Source organism: Pseudomonas sp. AC355, from assembly GCF_979258205.1.
On the sequence record NZ_OZ409843.1, the window covers coordinates 1,635,051 to 1,654,439 of the forward strand.

Consider the following 19,389-nt stretch of genomic DNA (forward strand, 5'->3'; position numbering starts at 1 on the left):
AGGTCGGACTCTGAAGGCAGTGAAAGGTTGAGGCGTGCAGGGATGATAACCCCAACTACTTGAGACTACCGCTGAGGAACTGTTGCAGACGTTGAGATTGCGGATTGGCCAGCACCTCACGCGGGTCGCCCTGCTCTTCCACCACGCCCTGATGCAGGAACAGCAACCCGTTGGAGACTTCGCGGGCAAAGCCCATCTCGTGGGTGACCACCACCATGGTACGCCCCTCGCTGGCCAGATCACGCATCACCTTCAACACATCGCCGACCAGCTCCGGGTCAAGCGCCGAGGTGGGCTCGTCGAACAACATGACTTCCGGCTCCATCGCCAGCGCACGGGCAATCGCCACGCGCTGCTGCTCGCCACCGGACATGTGCGCCGGATAGGCTTCCTTGCGATGCGCCACGCCAACCTTGTGCAGGTAGTGCTCGGCCTTCTCGCGGGCTTCGGCCTTGCTCATGCCCAACACGTGCACTGGTGCCTCCATGACGTTTTCCAGCACGTTCATGTGCGACCACAGGTTGAAGTGCTGAAACACCATGGCCAAACGCGAGCGCAGGCGCTGCAACTGCTTGTCGTCGGCGGCGCGCAGGGCGCCGTCCTTGCCGGGCACCAGTTTGAGCGCCTCGCCATTGAGCAGGATCTGCCCGGCGTGGGGCTGCTCGAGCAGGTTGATGCAACGCAGGAAGGTGCTCTTGCCGGAGCCACTGGAGCCGATGATGCTGATCACGTCGCCGGCCTTGGCAGCCAGCGACACGCCCTTGAGCACCTCGTGGCTGCCGTAGCGCTTGTGCAGATCCTTCACTTCGAGCTTGTACATGCTTTCCACTCTCTTGAGCCGCTACTTCGTAAAATGGTCGATCAGCTGCGCCGCGGTGCCAGGTAGGCCAGCCAGCGGCGCTCGGCCAGCTTGAACAGGCGCACCAGAATGAAGGTCAGGCACAGATAGAACAGGCCGGCGGTGATGAACGCCTCGAACGGCAGGTAATACTGGGAACTGACCGTACGCGCCGCACCGGTGATGTCGATCAGCGTGACGATGGACGCCAGGCTGGTGGTGTGCAGCATCATGATCACTTCGTTGCTGTACTGCGGCAGCGCGCGGCGCAGCGCCGAGGGCAACAGGATGCGGCGGTACAACTTGACCCGCGACATGCCCATCGCCTTGGCCGCCTCGATCTCACCATGGGGCGTGGTCTTGAGGCTGCCAGCGAGAATCTCGGCACTGTACGCGCTGGTATTGATGGCAAACGCTAGGCAAGCGCAGAAAGTCGCGTTGGACAGGTACGGCCACAACACGCTTTCACGCACCGCTTCGAACTGGGCCAGGCCGTAATAGACCAGAAACAGCTGCACCAGCATCGGCGTACCGCGGATTACGTAGGTGTAGAGCCAGGCCGGGCCATTGATCCAGAGCGAACGCGAGGTACGCATCAGCGCCAGCGGCACGGCAGCCAGCAAACCGAAGAACAGCGCAATGGCCAGCAGCTTGAGGGTGACCAGCACGCCGCCGAAATACAGCGGCAGGCTGTCCCAGATGACGGTGTAATCGAAGATCATCGTTCGCCCCTCACAGTTCGGCGGCCTTGGTGCCGACCGAGTAGCGTTTTTCCAGATAACGCAGGGCCAGCAACGAGACACTGGTGATCAGCAGATACAGGCCGGCCACCGCCAGGTAGAAGGTAAAGGGCTCGCGCGTGGCATCGGCGGCGCTCTTGGCCTTGAACATCATGTCCTGCAGGCCAACCACCGAGATCAGCGCCGTCGCCTTGGTCAGCACCAACCAGTTATTGGTGAAACCGGGAATGGCGAAACGGATCATCTGCGGCACCAGAATGCGCAGGAACACCTGCAGGCCGCTCATCCCATAAGCCGCCCCCGCCTCCGCCTGTCCCTTGGGAATGGCCATGAATGCGCCGCGGAAGGTCTCCGACAGGTAGGCGCCGAAGATGAAGCCCATGGTGAACACACCGGCGACGAAGGGATTGATGTCGATGTACTCGTCATAGCCGAGCATCGGCATCACCCGGTTCACCAGATCCTGGCCGCCGTAGAAAATCAGCAGAATCAGCACCAGATCGGGAATGCCGCGGATCACCGTCGAATAGGTCTCACCGAGCACTGCCAGCCAGCGCACCGGCGACAGCCGAAAGGCTGCGCCAATCAGGCCGAGCACGATCGCCACAGCCATCGAGGTCAATGCCAGGATCAGGGTGAGCCAGGCGCCATCGAGAATGGACGAGCCGTAGCCGTTGAGCATCCGCTTACCTCATGGGCGCGCCATCGGGCGCCGGAAATGCAACGCAAAAGTGGCACACGCCGATAACAGTCAGCGTGTGCCACCCTTCAACAAGAAATCACGATCTCGCGAGCTAGAGCCTGCTTAAACACTGCAGACCCATGCCCAGCAGAGCGTGGTCTTACTTGCCGTAGACGTCGAAGCTGAAGTACTTGTCCTGAACGGCTTTGTACTTGCCGTTTTCGCGGATGGCCAGGATCGCGGCGCTGATCTTCTCGGCCAGCGCCTTGTCACCCTTGCGCACGGCGATGCCCTGGCCTTCGCCGAAGTATTTCTCTTCGGTGAAATCCGGGCCCACGAAAGCGAAGCCCTTGCCAGCGTCAGTCTTGAGGAAGCCGTCTTCGATGTTCACCGAGTCGGCGATGGTGCCATCCAGGCGGCCGGCGCTGAGGTCCAGGAACACTTCGTTCTGCGAGCTGTAACGTACGATCTCGGCACCAGCAGGGACGAAAACGTCGGTGGCGTAGCGGTCATACACGGAGGAACGCTGTACGCCGATCTTCTTGCCCTTGAGGTCGTTGGCCACGTCGTTCATCACCGCACCGCTCTTCATCGCCAGCTTGGCGGGAGTGGCGTAGTACTTGCCGGTGAAGTCCACGGCGCGCTTGCGCTCTTCGGTGATGGACATCGACGACAGCACCGCGTCGAACTTGCGGACTTTCAGTGCGGGGATCAGGCCGTCGAACTCCTGCTCGATCCACTTGCACTCGACCTTCATCTCTTCACACAGAGCGACACCGATGTCGTAATCGAAGCCGGTGATGTTGCCGTCGGGAGTCTTGTAGGCGAACGGCGGGTAAGCCGCTTCGATACCGATACGCAGCGCCTTGGCCTCCTGGGCCATGGTCAGCGGCGAGAGCAGGGATAGTGCCAACGCGCCGAGCAGTGCGATCTTTTTCATGAGGAAAAACTCCTGACATGGATGGGGTTTCGCTGGCCCGAAGCGGATCGCCGGGGCCATGGAGAAGTGACGTCGCCAGCGTAGCGCAGGGCTGCAGGCGTCGCACGGAAGTGCGGCATTCTAGCGATAGCGCGGCAGGTGATATTTCCTAGATGCGACAACTAATTACAGATGAAAGTGAGCGCCGACGCGACCATCTTGACAGAATAAAAATAGGCGAGATCAGATTTCGCCCGACATTCAACCCGAGAGCAGCTCTGCGATCCTGTTGCTGGCTCTCGTTGCGTCACCAAGGACAGTGAACGGTAGCCCAATACAAAACGCCCCACGCGGCAGTACCGGCGCAGAGCGTTTTGCATTCAGGGCTGGATCAGATCAGGCACATGCAGTCTGCATCGATTTGTGGGTGTCGATCAGGTGCTGCACCACGCCCGGATCGGCCAGGGTGGAGATGTCGCCAAGAGAGTCATACTCGGCCGTGGCGATCTTGCGCAGGATGCGGCGCATGATCTTGCCCGAGCGAGTCTTCGGCAGGCCAGGCGCCCACTGAATCACGTCCGGCGTGGCGATCGGCCCGATTTCCTTGCGAACCCAGGTCTTGAGCTCCTGACGCAACTGCTCGGACGGTTCCTGCCCCTGATTTAGTGTCACGTAGACGTAGATGCCCTGCCCCTTGATGTCGTGCGGTACACCAACCACCGCTGCCTCAGCGACTTTCGGGTGGGCGACCATAGCGCTTTCCACTTCCGCCGTGCCCATGCGGTGCCCGGAAACGTTGAGCACATCATCGACACGACCGGTGATCCACCAGTAGCCGTCTTCGTCACGACGTGCGCCGTCGCCGGTGAAGTACATGCCCTTGAAGGTCTTGAAGTAGGTATCGACAAAACGATCATGGTCGCCGTACAGGCTGCGCGACTGACCCGGCCAGGAATCGAGAATCACCAGATTGCCTTCGGCAGCGCCCTCGATGATGTTGCCCAGGTTGTCCACCAGTGCCGGCACAACACCAAAGAACGGACGCGTCGCAGAACCCGGCTTGAGTGCGGTGGCGCCAGGCAACGGGGTGATCATGAAACCGCCGGTCTCGGTCTGCCACCAGGTGTCGACGATCGGGCAGCGCGACTGGCCGACCTTCTCGTAGTACCAGTTCCAGGCTTCCGGGTTGATCGGCTCGCCCACCGAACCGAGCAGGCGCAGGCTGGAGCCATCGGCACCTTCAACGGCAGCGGTGCCCTGGGCCATCATGGCGCGGATCGCGGTCGGCGCGGTGTAGAGGATGTTGACCTTGTGCTTGTCGATGATCTTCGACACGCGGGTCACGTCCGGGTAGTTGGGGATGCCTTCGAACAGCAGCGTGGTCGCGCCGTTGGCCAACGGGCCATAGACGATGTAGCTGTGGCCGGTAACCCAACCCACGTCGGCGGTGCACCAGTAAATCTCGCCCGGTTTGTAGTCGAACACGCGCTCATGGGTCAGCGCGGCGTACAACAGGTAACCACCGGTGGTGTGCAAAACGCCCTTGGGCTTGCCGGTAGAACCGGAGGTATAGAGGATGAACAGCGCTTCCTCGGCGCCCATTTCCTTCGGCGCGCAGACACTGCCTGCGACCTTCATCAGATCCTCGAACCAGATGTCGCGGTGCTGGTTCCACTTGATCTCGGAACCCGTGCGCTTGACCACGATGACCTTCTGGATGCTGCGTGTCTCAGGGTTGGTCAGGGCATCGTCGACGTTGGCCTTCAGTGGGACTTTCTTGCCGCCGCGCAGGCCCTCATCCGCGGTTATTACCACCTTGGAGGCGCAGTCGATGATGCGACCGGCCAGGGCATCCGGAGAGAAACCACCAAACACCACGGAGTGGATCGCGCCAATACGGGCGCACGCCAGCATGGCCACCACGGCTTCCGGGATCATCGGCATGTAGATGGTCACCACGTCGCCACGGTGTACGTCCTGGCCACGCAGGGCGTTGGCGAGCTTGCACACTTGTTCGTGCAACTGCCGGTAGGTAATTTCCTTGTGCTCGGACGGATCGTCACCTTCCCAGATGATCGCGATCGTATCGCCGCGCTCTTCCAGATGGCGATCCAGGCAGTTGTAGGAAACGTTCAGGGTGCCGTCGGCGAACCACTTGATATCGACGTGGTGATCGTCGAACGAGGTCTGCTTGACCTTGGTGAAGGGCTTGATCCAGTCGAGACGCTGAGCCTGCTCACGCCAGAAGCCATCCGGGTTGATCACGGACTGCTGGTACATGGCTTTGTAGGTGGCTTCGTCGGTCAACGAATTGGCCGCCACCTCGGGGCTCACGGGATACAGGGACGCAGCGCTCATTGATTCACCTCGGTTATTGATGTTGTTCTTCTATAAGCGCATTTGTAACCATCCCCCCCCTTCACAACCATTCGACCATGGTCTTACCGCCGCTAGACCTTGGTCGCAACTCGCACACCAAGCTGGCGAATGAACGCCAAGACATCAGATGACAGACCTCTGCAAACAATTCGAGACGCAGCGGACATTCTTGTCGTACAACTTTCGCTAAGCTTGCGAAAGCACCCCGGATCAAGGATCGCCATGCCCTTCTCCACCCTTCGCTCTCGCGGACGCGTTCGGCGCCTGAGTACCTCACTGGGCGTGGCGGCGCTACCGCTGCTGCTCGGCATTCCGCTGATGTACTGGCAGGCCGAGACGCTATTGGTGGATCGTGCAGAGAAGAGCGCGATGGATGCCCAGGCGCAGCTGGAAGTCGTACTCGACAATGCGGCTCAGGCTGCCGGTGCGGTGATCGAACTCTCGGCTCGCCCCTGTGCAGAAGTGGAATCCCAACTTCGTCGTCAGGTAACCGCCAGCCCCTTTGCCCGCTCGGTCAATCTGGTGCATGACGGCATCATCTATTGCACCTCGCTGATGGGGCCTTACGATATTGCCGAAGAACCTGCCGCCTACATCGGCGGCCGCTTGCGCCTGATGTCCGGCAACACGGTCACACCGGAACGCGCCCTGTTGGTTTACCGCCAGAGCGGCGATAACGGTGGTGTGCTCATCGGCATCGACGGTCAACATCTGAACAACCTGCTGCAGGTCAATGGCCAGGAAGTCCCCCTGCAGCTAACGGTCGGCGCCAACTGGATGACCGCCGATGGCATCGTCAGTCAGACCGCAGTGACGCAGTACACCGACTATCCCTTCAGTACCGCATCGTCGCGCTATCCGTTCAAGGTACTCGCCAGCTACCCGACCGGCGCCTCGCTGCAGTACATGCGTGCGCATTATCTGCCGCAGTTCCTGCTGTTCCTGGTGCTGGGGGCGCTGGCCGGCACCGCGACCTACCGTTTCAGCCTGCGTTCGGCGTCCCCCAGCGGCGAGCTGCAGCGCGCCCTGGAGGCGGGTGAATTCATTCCCTACTACCAGCCACTGGTGGACGCTCGTAACGGCTGCTGGGATGGCGTGGAAGTGCTGATGCGCTGGCAGCATCCCAGAGAAGGCCTGGTGCCTCCGGATCAGTTCATTCCCCTGGCCGAGCGTGTGGGCCTGATCGTGCCCATGACCAGCGCGCTGATGAAACAGGTGCGCGAAGATTTCACTAGCCGAGCAGACGACTTGCCGCCGGGCTTTCATATCGGCATCAACATCACCGCGGCGCACTGCCAGACCCTGCACCTGCTGGAAGAATGCCGCGACTTTCTGGCGGCCTTTCCTGCCGGACGCATCAACCTGGTACTGGAGCTCACCGAGCGCCAGATGATTACGTCCACCGCCGTGACTGAGCAACTGTTCGCTGAACTGCGCAAGCTGGGCGTGCGCATCGCCATCGATGATTTCGGCACCGGCCACTCCAGCCTCGCCTACCTGCGCGAGTTCCGCGTCGACTACCTGAAGATCGACCGCAGCTTCGTTTCCATGATCGGCTCAGACGCTCTGTCACGGCATCTCCTCGACAACATCCTCGACCTGGCGGTGCGCCTGGAGCTCGGTCTGGTCGCCGAGGGGGTGGAAACCGCTGAACAGAGTGAGTACCTCAGCCAGCGCGGCGTGCAGTTCCTGCAGGGCTATCTGTTCGCCAAGCCAATGCCTGCAGAAGCCCTGTTCAGCAAACTGGCAACCCCACCTGAGCGTTCCTGATCCTGCGCAAAAAAGAACCCGGCGCAAAGGCCGGGTTGAGGAAAACAATGACTGGCTCAGCGCGACCTACATGCCCAGGAAGTTCGGCAAACCGAGCGAAATGAACGGCACGTAGGTGACCAGGAGCAGGAACGCCAGCATCACCAGCAGCCACGGCGATACCGCGCGCACTACACGGGTCAGCGGCATGCCGGTCACCGCCGAGGTGACGAACAGGTTGAGTCCAGTTGGTGGCGTGATCAGGCCGATCTCCATGTTCACCACCATGATGATGCCCAGGTGGATCGGGTCGATGCCCAGCTGCATGGCGATCGGGAACAGGATCGGCGCCAGAATCAGGATGATCGCCGACGGCTCCATGAAGGTACCGGCGATCAGCAGCACGATGTTCACCACGATCAGGAACTCGATCGGGCTGAAGCCCTGCTCGACGACCCAGGCAGTGATCGACTGCGGAATCTGCTCGGTGGTCAGCACGTGGGCGAACAGCATGGCGTTGGCGATGATGAACATCAGCACCACGCTCAGCTTGCCGGCCTCGATGATCACCTTCGGGCACTCGCGCACCGTCATGTCCTTGTAGACGAAGATCGCTACGAAGGCGGCATACACGGCGGCCACCGCGGCGGCTTCAGTCGGCGTGAACATACCCGAGTAGATACCGCCGAGGATGATCACGATGAGCATCAAACCCCAGCCCGCTTTGCGGCCAGCGGTGAGGATTTCCTTGAACGAGGCGCGCGGCAGCGACGGCATGTTCTGCACGCGTGCCATGATGTAGATGACCACCATCAGCACCAGGCCGAGCAGCAGGCCCGGCACCACGCCGGCCATGAACAGCTTGCCCACCGAGGTTTCGGTCGCGGTGGCGTAGACCACCATGACGATCGACGGCGGAATCAGGATGCCCAGGGTGCCGGCGTTACAGACGATACCGGCCGCAAAATCCTGCTTGTAGCCCGAACGCACCATACCGGCGATCACGATCGAACCGACCGCTGCTACCGTGGCAGGCGACGAGCCGCTCAGTGCGGCGAACAGCATGCACGCGAGGATCGCGGCGATGGCCAGGCCGCCCTTGATGTGACCGACGCAGGCGTTGGCGAAATCGATCAGCCGACGGGCCACGCCGCCGCTGGTCATGAACGCGCCGGAGAGCAGGAAGAACGGAATCGCCAGCAGGGTGTAATGCTCGCTGGTCTCGAACAGCTTGATCGCCAGCGAACGCACCGAGTCGTTACTGAAGAACAGAATGGTCATGGCCCCGGACAAACCCAGGGAAATCGCCACGGGAATGCCGATGAACATCAGCACGAACAGGGCGACGAACAGGAAGGCAATGGTCATTTGGTGGTCTCCGCCTTGTCTTGTTCAGCCAGCTTGACGGCGTCATCCACTTCGCTGTGCAGGCCCAGACCTTGCTGTTTGCCCTGCAGGACGCGGATGAAAATCTGTAGAAAGCGCAGGAACATCAGGGTGAAGCCGATCGGTACGATCATCACGATGTGCCATTGCTGAACACCGAAACGATCCAGATCCTCGGCACCGGTGCCGACGCTGTACAGCACAGCGACCCACTGCTCGCTGGAATACGCCATCAGGGCGCAGTAGCCCAGGCAGATAATCAGCGCGAGGATGGCCATCAGCCGCTGATTGGCGGGGTTGAACTGGCGCACCAGCAGGTCGACGCCGATGTGCGCGCCGATGCGCACACCCCAAGCCAGGCCGACGAAGATCAGCCAGCCGAACATGGCCTTGGTCAGGGCCACGCTCCAGGTCATTTCCTGGGCGACATACAGGATGCCGTCACCGATGCTGAACATCGCATCGTTGGCGAAGGGCAGCGAATCGCCCAGGGAATAGAAAACACCGTACAGGTTGTTGAATACCACGTACGAGAAGGTGACCAGGGTCATCGCCGCGAGAAGAAACGCAACCGCGATTTCCTCGAGCCGATCCCACAGGCGCTGCAAAGCATTCATCAGCGGTCTCCCAGAGAGGGTTGTTGTAATTGTTTTGGCAAGCCGACTCTAACCCCGACGTTAGCGGGCAGATATTCATGATTAGTAAACGCGGCCTTCGGTCTTGGCGAATAGCTCACGCCGGACGGCGCTCAGTGCTGTCGACGCGCCAGGATCGGCAAGATCAAGGCGAAAGCGGCCGGTGGATGCAAAGCTTTCTTTTTGTAGGAGGGGCTTTAGCCGCGAGCTCTTTACACCTAGCTAAGCAAAATCGAGGCTAAAGCCTCTCCCACAAAAGCTCTGCTCACTGGCCGCTTCCGCCTTCTAGCAGCCTTCAAACATCGCAAAACTCACACCTGCTCGGAGATTTCGATCAGGTTCAGATCGGGGTCACGCAGGTACACCGAACGGATAGGCCCCGTGGCGCCAGTGCGCATCACCGGCCCTTCGATGATCGGCCAGACGACTCGCTGCAGGTGCGCGATCACCTCATCCAGGGGCTGGCTGGCGATGAAGCACAGATCCAGCGCACCCGGTACCGGCAAATGAGCTTTGGGCTCGAACTCCTGGCCACGCACGTGCAGGTTGATCTTCTGATTGCCGAAGCAGAACGCCTTGCGACCATTGCCAAAGGTCTCCAGGCGCATGCCCAGCACCTCGACGTAGAAATGCGTGGCCGCGTCGGCGTCGGTAGCGGTCAGTACCAGATGATCCAGGTGGTCGAGCATGCCAGCCTCCTTATTCAGTCGTTTGCCTATTGCGCTGCAGCGTTAGCCGCCTGAGCGGCTTCGATCAGGTCGCTGCCGATTTTGCCTTCGTATTCTTTCCAGACGGGACGCATCACCTCGCGCCACTGCTGGCGTTCTTCGTCAGTGAGCACGATCAGTTCGCGCTTTCCATCGGCGAGAATCTGCTGCTTGTCCTTCTCGTTGAGTGCCAACGCCTGACGATTCACATCAGCCGTGACCTCGTCGATGATGCTTTTCAGTTCGCCACGCACATCCTCTGGCAGGCCGTTCCAGAACTTGGCATTGGTGATCAACATGTAGTTACCGACCGCATGGTTGGACTCGATCATGTACTGCTGCACCTCGTAGTGGCGCTGGCTGTAGATGTTCGACCAGGGATTGTCGGAGGCGTTGATCACACCGGTCTGCAGGCCCTGATAGATCTCGGCGAAAGCCATCTTGCGTGGTACGGCGCGCAGTGCACTGATCTGTGCGGCCTGCAGATCCGACGGCTGCACGCGGAACTTCATGCCCCGGGCATCGCTCGGCACATGCAGCGGTTTGTTGGCGGTGAACTGGCGCATGCCGTTGAGCCAGTAGGCCAGGCCAAGAATGCCGTTTTTCTCGAAGCTGTGCAGCAGCTCCTGGCCCTTCGGCGATTGCTCGAACCGCTGCGAAGCGGCGGCGTTGTCGAAGAGGAACATCAGGTCGAAGATCTGCACGCGCGGCTGGTACTTCTCCAGCTTCACCGGCGCGGGAGCCAGCAACTGCACGTCGCCGAGCAGCAGGGCTTCCATCTCCTTGCCATCACCAAACAACGACGAGTTGGGGTACACCTCAACCCGTGCCTTGCCAGCCAAGCGCTCCTTGACCAGCTTTTGCAGCATCAACGCGCCCTGCCCCTTGGGGGTTTGATCAGAGGCTACGTGGGCGAACTTGATGACGACTTCTTCGGCCTGCACGGCAGCGCCGAAAGCCATGGCGGTGGAAAGCAGCACGCAGGACAAGCTGCGGCGAAGTACGCGGGACATGAGGCGATCTCCTGTTGTTGTTAGTTCGGAGGGTCTATGCCCTGCCGGATGCCTTTGTTCATGGCGAACTCTACTGCAGCGCCGGCGAGTACTACATTCTTGATTGGCCAAGCCTGCCTTCGCCGTTGCCGAAGGCAAGATGATCGACCATCTGCCGCGCGATAAGGGACAGGTTGTCGTACTGGCGCACGCAAATGTTCAGTTCACGAATTGCCCAGGCATCTTCGATCTCCACCGCACGTACCGCCATACCCGGCAGATAGGTGCGCACCGCCTGCTCGGGGAGGATGCCGATACCCATGCCGGTGTGGATCATCCGGCAGATCGCCTCGAAGCTGCGAACCTGGATACGCACCCGCAAATGCGCACCGACCTGCTGCGCCGCCTCGCTGATCAACGTGTGCAGCGACGCTTCCTTCTGCAGGCCGATGTAGTCGTAGCCCACCGTCTCAAGCAACGTTACCCGCTCGCGCAGTGCCAAGGGGTGATCGCTCGGCACCACCAGTACCAGCCGATCACTCCGATAAGGAAACACCTGCACACCGTCGGCCTGGACGTGACCGGCGAAGATACCGATATCGGTCAAGCCTTCGCGCACAGCATGGATGATCTCGGTGCTGACGCGCTCCTCCAGGTCGATGCGGATCTGCGGATGCAGGGCGGTGAAGGCGCTGAGATCTTCGGGCAGAAAGGCGATCACCGCCGAGGTATTGGCGTGAATGCGTACATGGCCGTTGATGCCTTCGCTGAATTCGCTGAGATCAGCCTGCATGTGCTGGATATTGTCCAGCAGGTTGCGCGCGTGATGCAGCAGCGCATCGCCGGCCGGCGTCAACGCGACGCCCTTGGGCTGGCGATATAGCAAGGGCGTGCGCAGGTGCGCCTCAAGGTCGCTGATGCGTTTGCTCACCGCCGCCAGCGCCAGGTGTTCGCGCTCGGCGGCGCGGGTCAGGCTACGCTCATCGGCAATGGCCACGAACAGTTTGAGGGTCAGAAAATCCACGCGCATGGCAGACTCCGCTTCGTGATTGGCGAAAGACTCACTGCCGCGGCGGCTGCCACGGAGGGTTGGCCACACCATAGGTCTTCGTGAGACGCGAAGCCAGACTTGGCGATTGATTGATTGCGGCGATAAACGCCATGGGCGATGCTCGCCACCATCAACCCAAGTCATCGGGAATTCGCACATGTCTGCCGACTCAACCGTTTCACCCATGGCCCTGGCCGGGCTCAAGGTCATCGAGATGGGCCAACTGATCGCGGGGCCCTTCGCCAGCAAGATGCTCGGCGAATTCGGCGCCGAGGTGATCAAGATCGAGCCACCAGGCATCGGTGATCCACTGCGCAAATGGCGCAAGATCAAGGACGGCACCTCACTCTGGTGGCACGTGCAGTCGCGCAACAAGCAGTCGCTGACGCTAAACCTCAAGGAAGCCGAAGGCCAGGACATCGTCCGTCGCCTGGTCGCCGAAGCCGACATTCTGGTCGAGAACTTTCGCCCAGGTACCCTTGAAGCCTGGGGGCTGGGCTGGGACGAACTGGTCAAGATCAACCCACGGCTAATCATGCTGCGCATCTCCGGCTACGGGCAGACAGGCCCCTACCGCGACCTGCCGGGCTTCGGCGTAATCGGCGAAGCCATGGGCGGCCTGCGCCACTTGTCCGGCTACCCCGGCCAGGCGCCGGTGCGGGTCGGCGTGAGCATCGGCGATTCCCTGTCGTCGCTCTATGGGGTAATCGGCGTACTGCTCGCCCTGCAGGAGCGCAACCGCAGCGGCCAGGGCCAGCAGATCGACGTCGCCCTGTACGAATCGGTGTTCGCCATGATGGAAAGTCTGGTGCCCGAATACGACGCCTTTGGCTACGTGCGGGAACCGGCCGGCAGCGCCCTGCCCGGTATCACACCCTCCAACTCCTACCCGTGCAACGACGGAAGTTACGTGCTGATCGCCGGCAATGGCGACAGCATCTACAAGCGTCTGATGAACCTGATCGGCCGCACTGATCTAGCCGACGATCCACGCCTGGCGCAGAACGACGGGCGCAGCCAGCACGCCGAGATGATCGATGCCGCCATCGGCGAATGGACAGCCCAGCGCGGCCGCGATGAGGTGATCGAAGCGCTCAAGGGCGCCCGCGTACCAGCGGGCTATCCCTACACCGCCGCCGATATCGTCAGCGACCCGCATTACCTGGCGCGGCAGATGATCGAGACCGTGCAGACCAGTGCCGGCCCGCTGAAAGTGCCGGGCGTGCTGCCGAAACTCAGCCGCACACCGGGCCGCATCGGCGAAGGCGGCCCGCAGCTCGGTGAACACACCGATGACGTCTTGGCCGGCTTGGGCCTGAGCGACGAGCAGGTCAAGGGTCTGCGCGAGCGCGGGATCATATAAGGCACCCATCCAGATAGCTCCCACGCTCCGCGTGGGAGCTCAGCCCAGGACGCTCCGCGTCCGCACCCAAGAGCAGCCGACGCAGAGCGTCGCCAGATGCATTCCCACGCAGAGCGTGGGAACGATCAACGCGGACGGTTCGACGCCTCGACGTGAGGAACGATCAGCCGTGATACCGGTAGCCGGAACCCGACACAACCAGGACTTCCCCATGACCAAACACCTTTATATCCAGGACGTCGCCACCCGTGACGGCTTCCAGATCGAAGCGGCCTTCGTGCCGACCGAAGCCAAGATCGCCCTCATCGACAAGTTATCGAAGACCGGCCTGGCAAAGATCGAAGTAACCTCGTTCACCTCGCCCAAGGCGATTCCCAACCTGCGCGACGCCGAAGAAGTGATGCGCGGCATTCAGCGTGTCGACGGCGTGGAATACACCGTGCTGGTACCCAACGTGCGCGGCTGCGAACGGGCGCTGTCGTGCCAGGTGGACGAGATCAACCTGGTGATGTCGGCCAGCGACACCCACGGCCTGGCCAACCTGCGCATGACGCCGGAACAGTCCCTGGCCCAGTTTTGCGAGATCATCGAAGCCACTCGCGGCAGTGGCGTGTTCATCAACGCCTCGCTGTCGACCACCTTCGGCTGTCCGTTCGAGGGCGCAGTACCCGAAGCGCGAGTATACGAACTGACCCAGCGCCTGCTCGACCTTGGCGTGCAAGGCGTGACCCTGTGCGACACCACCGGCATGGCCGATCCCGCCCAGGTCGAACGCATCTGTCGCGAGTCGCTGCAGCGCTGGCCCGAGGCGGTGTTCACCGCGCATTTCCACAATACCCGGGGCATGGGCCTGGCCAACGCCCTCGCGGCGCTGAATGCAGGCATCGACCGCTTCGATGCATCCCTCGGCGGCCTCGGTGGCTGCCCTTACGCGCCAGGCGCCAGCGGCAATATCTGCACGGAAGATCTGGTGCACATGTTCCAGCGCATGGGCCTGGATACCGGCGTCGACCTCAATGCGCTGCTGACGGCGGCGGCCACTCTGCCCGAGCTGATAGGCCATGACGTACCAGGCGCGATCCTAAAGGCCGGTACTTCAGAACGCCGTTATCCGAAACCGAAATGGATGAGCGAAGCGAGCGCCTGAACTGGCGACCGTAGCCTGCGGTTGAGCGAAGCGATACCAAAGGAACTGCTCCCGGGTATCGCTTCGCTCAACACCGGGCTACTTCAATGCCCGCCGCCCGACTCCGCCGCGCCCTTGGCTGAGAACGGCGGCTTGGCTAGCCAGATGATCAGGATCAGGCCAAAGAACAGCCAGCCCATCAACGTGAAGTAATCCACGGTCGAGAGCATGTAGGCCTGACTCTCCACCACCCGATCGATCTGCAGGTAGGCCGATTGCGACGCGCCGCCGAGCTGTTCCAGATACTGGTGCGTGGCCGGGTCGTAGGGCGTGACGTGTTCGGTCAGTTGCGCGTGGTGATAAATCTCGCGGCGATGCCAGATCCAGGTGGTCAGCGACGAGGCGAAGCTGCCGCCCAGCACACGCAGGAAGGTAGCCAGACCGGAGCCATCGGCGATGTCCTTCGGCGGCAGGCTGGAGAGCAGAATGCTGGTGGTGGGCATGAAGAACAGCGCGATACCCAGGCCCATGAACACCTGCACCTCGGCGATATGCCGATAGTCCACCTCGGTGTTGAACGAGGCCCGCATGAAGCACGACGCGCCAATCACCAGAAACGATCCGCCAGCCAGCAGGCGCAGGTCGAACTTGTGCGCGTACTTGCCCACCAGCGGCGACAGGAACAGCGGCAGGATGCCGATCGGCGCCGCCGCGAGCCCTGCCCAGATCGGCGTGTAGCCCAACTGGGTCTGCAGCCACTGCGGCAGTAGCAGGTTGATGCCGAAAAACCCGGAGTAACCGAGTACCAGCGCCAGGGTGCCGAAGGTGAAGTTGCGGTACATGAACAGGCGCAGGTTGATGATCGGATGCTGATCGGTCAGCTCCCAGATCACCAGCGCCACCAGCGAAACCACCGACACGGCCGTACCGATCTGGATGAAGGTCGACTCGAACCAGTCCAGGTCGTTGCCCTTGTCGAGCACCACCTGCAGCATGCCGACGCCCAGCACCAGCAACGCCAGGCCAATGTAGTCGATGGGCTGGTGGACGATGGTTTCCGGCCGTTTGCGCAACTGCGCCCAGACCACGAAGGTGGCCAGAATGCCGATCGGTATGTTGATGAAGAAAATCCACGGCCAGCTGTAACTGTCAGTGATCCAGCCACCGGCAATCGGCCCGATGATCGGTGCGACCACCGTGACCATTGCCAGCAGCGCCAACGCCATACCTCGCTTGGCGCTGGGAAAGATCGCCAGCAGCAGCGTCTGCGCCATCGGATACAGCGGCCCGGCGACCAGCCCCTGCAGGGCGCGGAACACCACCAGTTCGGGCATCGAACGGGCGATGCCGCAGAGAAACGAGGTGATCACGAACAGCACCACCGCGGCGAGGAATAGCTTCACCTCGCCAAAGCGCCGCGCCAGCCAGCCGGTCAGCGGCAAGGCGATGGCGTTGCACACGGCGAACGAGGTAATGACCCAGGTGCCCTGCTCCGAACTGACACCCAGATTGCCGGAAATGGTTGGCAAGGCGACGTTGGCGATGGTGGTGTCGAGCACCTGCATGAAGGTCGCCAGGGAGATGCCGATGGTGGCCAGCAGCATGCTGGCCGGGCGAAAGTTGGCGTCGCTCATGTCAGCCCTGCTTCGCCTGAGTGGCGGTCTCGGTCTGAGGGCCATTTGCGTGAATGATCTGCTCGATCAGCGCATCGGCCTCGACCAGCGGCGCGTCGTAAACAGCGGTGCTGAAACGCGCCTCACTCGGCGTCTGGGTGGACAGCTGGGCACCGCCCTGGTCATGCAGATCCACGGTTACCGCGGTGGACAGGCCGATACGCAGCGGATGGCTCTGCAGCGCTTCTTCATCCAGCCGGATGCGCACGGGCAGGCGCTGCACGATCTTGATCCAGTTACCACTGGCGTTCTGCGCCGGCAGCAGGGAGAACGCACTGCCGGTGCCTACGCCGAGGCTCTCGACGTGGCCCTGATAGGTCACTTCATCACCATACAGATCGGCCTCGACGGTCACCGGCTGGCCGATGCGCATCTCGCGCAGCTGGGTTTCCTTGAAGTTGGCGTCGATCCAGATTTCATGTAATGGCACCACGGCCATCAACGCGGCGCCAGGCTGAATGCGGCTGCCAACCTGCACCGAACGCTGAGCCACATAGCCACTGACCGGCGCCACCAAGGTGCTGCGGGCATTATTGAGGAAGGCCTGGCGAAGTTGTGCGGCGGCACTTTTCACGTCCGGGTGAGAGGCGATCACGGTGTCATCGACCAGCGCCTGGTTGGTATCCAATTGCTGCTGGGCGGAGGTCAGCGCGCTCTGGGCGCTGCTCAGGGTGTCCTGAGCGTGGGCCAGTTCCTCGCGGGAAATCGCCCCATTACGGGCCAATGTCACACGGCGTTGGTAGTCAGCCTTGGCGCGCTGCACATCGATCTTGCGCGAAGCCACCTGGGCCTTGTAGCTGTCGACATTGCTGAACAGCCCGCGCACCTGACGCACCGTACGCGCCAGGTTGGCCTCGGCGCTCTGCTGGGCCACTTCGGTGTCGGCCGGATCCAGCCACACCAGCGGCTGACCGGCTTCGACATAGTCACCATCATCCACGGCGATGCGCGTCACCGTGCCGGTGATCTGCGGAGTGATCTGCACCAGGTTGCCGCCGACATAGGCGTCGTCGGTTTCTTCATAGAAGCGGCCGTACAGCTCGTGGTAGGCGAAGATCGCCGCGCTGCATAGCACGACGATCACGCCGAGGCCCAGCAGCAGGCGTTTGCGCTTGCCCGAATTGGGGGCAGCGGGAGTGGCTTGAGATTCGGTCATGGCGAGTACTCAGCGTGCGGAAGTGGATGACGGAGCGGCAGCGTCGAAGCCACCACCCAGGGCCTGCATCAGCAGCACCGAAGCGTCGATACGCTCGGCACGCAGATTGGCCAGTTGACGTTCGCTCTGCAGCAGTTGCTGCTCGACGCTCAGCGCATCGAGGTAATTGCCGATGCCATCGGCATAGCGCTGCATGGCGATGTCGTAGGAACTGCGGGCGATGTCACGGGCCCGTTGTTGCTGCTCGATCTGCTGTTCGAGGGAACGGATGCGGCTGATGCCATCGCCGATATCGCCCAGGGCGCCAACCAGGGTCTGGTTGTACTGGGCCACGGCCACGTCGTAATCGGCGTTGCGCCCAGCCAGCGCGGCGCGCCGGGCGCCACCGTCGAAGATCGGCAGGCTGAGAGCCGGGCCAACGCTGAAGAAGCGGCTGGCGCCACCGAACATGGCATCGCCGAGCAGCGACTTGCTGCCCGCGGCAACGCTCAGGTTGAGGTTGGGATAGAAGTCGGCCTTGCTGGCATCGATGTCGCGGGTAGCTGCCTCGACACGCCAGCGCGCGGCGACCAGATCAGGGCGACGACCGAGCAACTCGGCCGGCACGTTGGCTGGCAGGCTGACCGCCGTGGGGGCGATCAGTTGCGGCCGGGGCAGCGTGGCACCGCGATCCGGACCCTGGCCGAGCATCACGGCCAGGCGGATGCGCGCGCTGTCCACCTGCTGGGTGGCGGCGGTTAGGCTGGCTTCGGCGGCGGCTTCCAGGCTCTGGGTCTGTTGCAACTGGTACTCGCTGTCGAGGCCGGCATCGACGCGGCTGCGGGCCAGGTCGAGCATGTCGCGGCTGCGCTTGAGATCCTGCTCGGCAAGATCCTGAGTGGCGTAGGCCAGGCCGAGGTCGTTGTAGGCGCGGGTGACGTCGGCGGCCAGGGTCAGGCGCGCACCCTGGCGATCCACCTCACTGGCACGGGCACGGCCCAGCGCCGCTTCCCAGGCGGCACGCTCGCCACCCCACAGATCGAAATGGTAGCCACCCTCCAGCGACAGGCTGCGCAAGGTGCCGTAACGCCCACCCTGCCCGCTGGGGTCGTCGACCCGGGCGGAGCGTGAGCGGGTGACGTTAGCATTGGCGTCCAGGGTCGGCTGGCGCTGCGCATCGGCAGCCAGCACTGCAGCGTTGGCCTGGCGGGCACGGGCATCGGCGACCTGCAGATCCGGGTTGCTGCGCAGAGCCTCTTCGATCAGCCCACTCAACTGCGGATCGCCCAGGCGAGTCCACCAGTCACCCGCCGGCCAGGCTGCTGGCGACAGGTTTCCGGTAAAAGTCTGCCCCTGCAGGCTGGCGGCATCCAGGGTATGACCTTCGGTGTGCAGGCCCTCCTGCGAGGCACAGGCGGCCAGCAGCAAAGCGCTGAAAATCAGGGTCAGTGGGGTACGCAACGGCATGATGTTCATCATTCTCCTGGCACGTGCGGCAACGCATCGGCGGCCATCAGCATTTTTTTCAACAGGCGTTGGAATTCGTCGAGCTCGGTGCGGCTCAGGCAGCCGGTCAGCTCATTGGTGGCATCCGCGGCGATCTGCGGCACCCGCACGCCAAGGGCATTGCCCGCCTCGGTGAGCGTGAGGCGTACCTGGCGGCGATCCTCAACACTGCGCTCCCGGGTCAGCAGGCCCTTCTGCTCAAGGCGATCGAGCATGCGGGTCATCGCCCCGCTGTCGAGGCTGAGCAGACGGACCAGATCGGCGGGCGTGCTGGCGCGGCTCTGGCTGATCAGCAGCACCACCTTGAACTGCGCGGCAGTCACGCCGTGGTCCACCAGATGGCGCTCCAGCATGCGGTCCTTGAGCTGATTGATCAGCGCAATGAGATGGCCGGGTGAGTGCTGTAGCGAAAACCGCTCGCGGTCGAAATGTGGCATCGGGAATTACCTGCCCAGGCAGTGAATGCCATGCAGATTACTGCCCAGGCAGCGAATAGCCCAATTACATT

At 62.2% G+C, this 19,389-nt stretch carries 17 protein-coding genes; 3 read left to right on the top strand and 14 right to left on the bottom strand.

What is annotated here, in order from left to right; translation table 11 throughout:
• Window positions 1–55: 55 nt before the first annotated feature.
• The 5 genes from ACZ0AI_RS07720 to acs form a co-directional block, all read right to left on the bottom strand.
• Complete coding sequence (locus tag ACZ0AI_RS07720) at window positions 56–820, bottom strand: ABC transporter ATP-binding protein (RefSeq protein WP_463565242.1); 765 nt, start codon at window positions 818–820, stop codon at window positions 56–58.
• A gap of 41 nt (window positions 821–861) precedes the next feature.
• Complete coding sequence (locus tag ACZ0AI_RS07725) at window positions 862–1,560, bottom strand: ABC transporter permease (RefSeq protein ID WP_463565243.1); 699 nt, start codon at window positions 1,558–1,560, stop codon at window positions 862–864.
• A gap of 10 nt (window positions 1,561–1,570) precedes the next feature.
• A complete protein-coding gene (locus ACZ0AI_RS07730; RefSeq protein ID WP_463565244.1) occupies window positions 1,571–2,260 on the bottom strand; it encodes an ABC transporter permease in 690 nt (229 codons plus the stop codon).
• Between the two features lie 160 nt (window positions 2,261–2,420).
• The gene (locus ACZ0AI_RS07735) at window positions 2,421–3,200 is read right to left on the bottom strand and encodes an ABC transporter substrate-binding protein (RefSeq protein ID WP_463565245.1); all 780 of its coding nucleotides are present in this window, start codon (window positions 3,198–3,200) and stop codon (window positions 2,421–2,423) included.
• A 375-nt stretch (window positions 3,201–3,575) separates the two neighbouring features.
• Entirely contained in the window at window positions 3,576–5,537 is a 1,962-nt protein-coding gene (gene acs / locus ACZ0AI_RS07740; RefSeq protein ID WP_463565246.1) for an acetate--CoA ligase, read from the bottom strand.
• Between the two features lie 243 nt (window positions 5,538–5,780).
• Between acs and ACZ0AI_RS07745 the strand changes: the two genes are divergently transcribed.
• Window positions 5,781–7,328, top strand: a complete 1,548-nt coding sequence (locus ACZ0AI_RS07745) for an EAL domain-containing protein (protein ID WP_463565247.1) — start codon at window positions 5,781–5,783, stop codon at window positions 7,326–7,328.
• A 66-nt stretch (window positions 7,329–7,394) separates the two neighbouring features.
• Here the strand turns inward: ACZ0AI_RS07745 and dctM are convergent, their stop codons facing one another.
• The 5 genes from dctM to ACZ0AI_RS07770 all read right to left on the bottom strand — a co-directional run bounded on the left by dctM (window position 7,395) and on the right by ACZ0AI_RS07770 (window position 12,057).
• On the bottom strand, window positions 7,395–8,675 hold the full coding sequence (dctM, locus tag ACZ0AI_RS07750) for a C4-dicarboxylate TRAP transporter large permease protein DctM (RefSeq protein ID WP_463565248.1): 1,281 nt from the start codon (window positions 8,673–8,675) through the stop codon (window positions 7,395–7,397).
• Window positions 8,672–9,310 carry a TRAP transporter small permease gene (locus ACZ0AI_RS07755; RefSeq protein ID WP_463565249.1) on the bottom strand — a complete coding sequence of 213 codons (639 nt, stop codon included), beginning with the start codon at window positions 9,308–9,310 and terminating at the stop codon, window positions 8,672–8,674. The genes dctM and ACZ0AI_RS07755 overlap by 4 nt, the downstream gene beginning before the upstream one ends.
• A 329-nt stretch (window positions 9,311–9,639) precedes the next feature.
• Complete coding sequence (locus tag ACZ0AI_RS07760) at window positions 9,640–10,017, bottom strand: VOC family protein (protein ID WP_463565250.1); 378 nt, start codon at window positions 10,015–10,017, stop codon at window positions 9,640–9,642.
• A 26-nt stretch (window positions 10,018–10,043) separates the two neighbouring features.
• Window positions 10,044–11,048 (bottom strand): DctP family TRAP transporter solute-binding subunit, encoded by a 1,005-nt coding sequence (locus ACZ0AI_RS07765; protein ID WP_463565251.1) that lies wholly within the window; start codon window positions 11,046–11,048, stop codon window positions 10,044–10,046.
• A gap of 91 nt (window positions 11,049–11,139) precedes the next feature.
• Window positions 11,140–12,057: a LysR family transcriptional regulator gene (locus tag ACZ0AI_RS07770; protein WP_463565252.1), complete on the bottom strand. Its 918-nt coding sequence runs from the start codon at window positions 12,055–12,057 to the stop codon at window positions 11,140–11,142.
• Between the two features lie 178 nt (window positions 12,058–12,235).
• Here ACZ0AI_RS07770 and ACZ0AI_RS07775 point away from each other — a divergent pair, with 178 nt between their 5' ends.
• Entirely contained in the window at window positions 12,236–13,441 is a 1,206-nt protein-coding gene (locus ACZ0AI_RS07775; protein ID WP_463565253.1) for a CaiB/BaiF CoA transferase family protein, read from the top strand.
• A gap of 211 nt (window positions 13,442–13,652) precedes the next feature.
• A complete protein-coding gene (locus ACZ0AI_RS07780) occupies window positions 13,653–14,588 on the top strand; it encodes a hydroxymethylglutaryl-CoA lyase (RefSeq protein ID WP_463565254.1) in 936 nt (311 codons plus the stop codon).
• An 83-nt stretch (window positions 14,589–14,671) separates the two neighbouring features.
• On the opposite strand, the gene ACZ0AI_RS07785 is transcribed toward ACZ0AI_RS07780, so the two are convergent.
• From ACZ0AI_RS07785 to ACZ0AI_RS07800, 4 genes are read right to left on the bottom strand one after another with little or no spacing between them, the layout of a single operon-like run.
• On the bottom strand, window positions 14,672–16,201 hold the full coding sequence (locus tag ACZ0AI_RS07785) for a DHA2 family efflux MFS transporter permease subunit (RefSeq protein ID WP_463565255.1): 1,530 nt from the start codon (window positions 16,199–16,201) through the stop codon (window positions 14,672–14,674).
• 1 nt (window position 16,202) lies between these two features.
• A complete protein-coding gene (locus tag ACZ0AI_RS07790; RefSeq protein WP_463565256.1) occupies window positions 16,203–17,396 on the bottom strand; it encodes an efflux RND transporter periplasmic adaptor subunit in 1,194 nt (397 codons plus the stop codon).
• A gap of 9 nt (window positions 17,397–17,405) precedes the next feature.
• On the bottom strand, window positions 17,406–18,851 hold the full coding sequence (locus ACZ0AI_RS07795) for an efflux transporter outer membrane subunit (protein WP_463565257.1): 1,446 nt from the start codon (window positions 18,849–18,851) through the stop codon (window positions 17,406–17,408).
• Window positions 18,851–19,318, bottom strand: coding sequence for a MarR family winged helix-turn-helix transcriptional regulator (locus ACZ0AI_RS07800; protein WP_463565258.1), 468 nt, complete (start codon window positions 19,316–19,318; stop codon window positions 18,851–18,853). Before ACZ0AI_RS07800 ends, ACZ0AI_RS07795 begins: the two co-directional genes overlap by 1 nt.
• Window positions 19,319–19,389: the final 71 nt, after the last annotated feature.

Coding starts and splice junctions, on each gene's coding strand:
- ACZ0AI_RS07780 (WP_463565254.1), top strand. CDS start 13,653: ATGACCAAACACCTTTATATCCAGGACGTCGCCACCCGTGACGGCTTC.
- ACZ0AI_RS07725 (WP_463565243.1), bottom strand. CDS start 1,560: ATGATCTTCGATTACACCGTCATCTGGGACAGCCTGCCGCTGTATTTC.
- acs (WP_463565246.1), bottom strand. CDS start 5,537: ATGAGCGCTGCGTCCCTGTATCCCGTGAGCCCCGAGGTGGCGGCCAAT.
- ACZ0AI_RS07785 (WP_463565255.1), bottom strand. CDS start 16,201: ATGAGCGACGCCAACTTTCGCCCGGCCAGCATGCTGCTGGCCACCATC.
- ACZ0AI_RS07755 (WP_463565249.1), bottom strand. CDS start 9,310: ATGAATGCTTTGCAGCGCCTGTGGGATCGGCTCGAGGAAATCGCGGTT.
- ACZ0AI_RS07760 (WP_463565250.1), bottom strand. CDS start 10,017: ATGCTCGACCACCTGGATCATCTGGTACTGACCGCTACCGACGCCGAC.
- ACZ0AI_RS07765 (WP_463565251.1), bottom strand. CDS start 11,048: ATGTCCCGCGTACTTCGCCGCAGCTTGTCCTGCGTGCTGCTTTCCACC.
- ACZ0AI_RS07745 (WP_463565247.1), top strand. CDS start 5,781: ATGCCCTTCTCCACCCTTCGCTCTCGCGGACGCGTTCGGCGCCTGAGT.
- ACZ0AI_RS07720 (WP_463565242.1), bottom strand. CDS start 820: ATGTACAAGCTCGAAGTGAAGGATCTGCACAAGCGCTACGGCAGCCAC.
- ACZ0AI_RS07770 (WP_463565252.1), bottom strand. CDS start 12,057: ATGCGCGTGGATTTTCTGACCCTCAAACTGTTCGTGGCCATTGCCGAT.
- ACZ0AI_RS07735 (WP_463565245.1), bottom strand. CDS start 3,200: ATGAAAAAGATCGCACTGCTCGGCGCGTTGGCACTATCCCTGCTCTCG.
- ACZ0AI_RS07790 (WP_463565256.1), bottom strand. CDS start 17,396: ATGACCGAATCTCAAGCCACTCCCGCTGCCCCCAATTCGGGCAAGCGC.
- ACZ0AI_RS07800 (WP_463565258.1), bottom strand. CDS start 19,318: ATGCCACATTTCGACCGCGAGCGGTTTTCGCTACAGCACTCACCCGGC.
- ACZ0AI_RS07730 (WP_463565244.1), bottom strand. CDS start 2,260: ATGCTCAACGGCTACGGCTCGTCCATTCTCGATGGCGCCTGGCTCACC.
- ACZ0AI_RS07795 (WP_463565257.1), bottom strand. CDS start 18,851: ATGAACATCATGCCGTTGCGTACCCCACTGACCCTGATTTTCAGCGCT.
- dctM (WP_463565248.1), bottom strand. CDS start 8,675: ATGACCATTGCCTTCCTGTTCGTCGCCCTGTTCGTGCTGATGTTCATC.
- ACZ0AI_RS07775 (WP_463565253.1), top strand. CDS start 12,236: ATGTCTGCCGACTCAACCGTTTCACCCATGGCCCTGGCCGGGCTCAAG.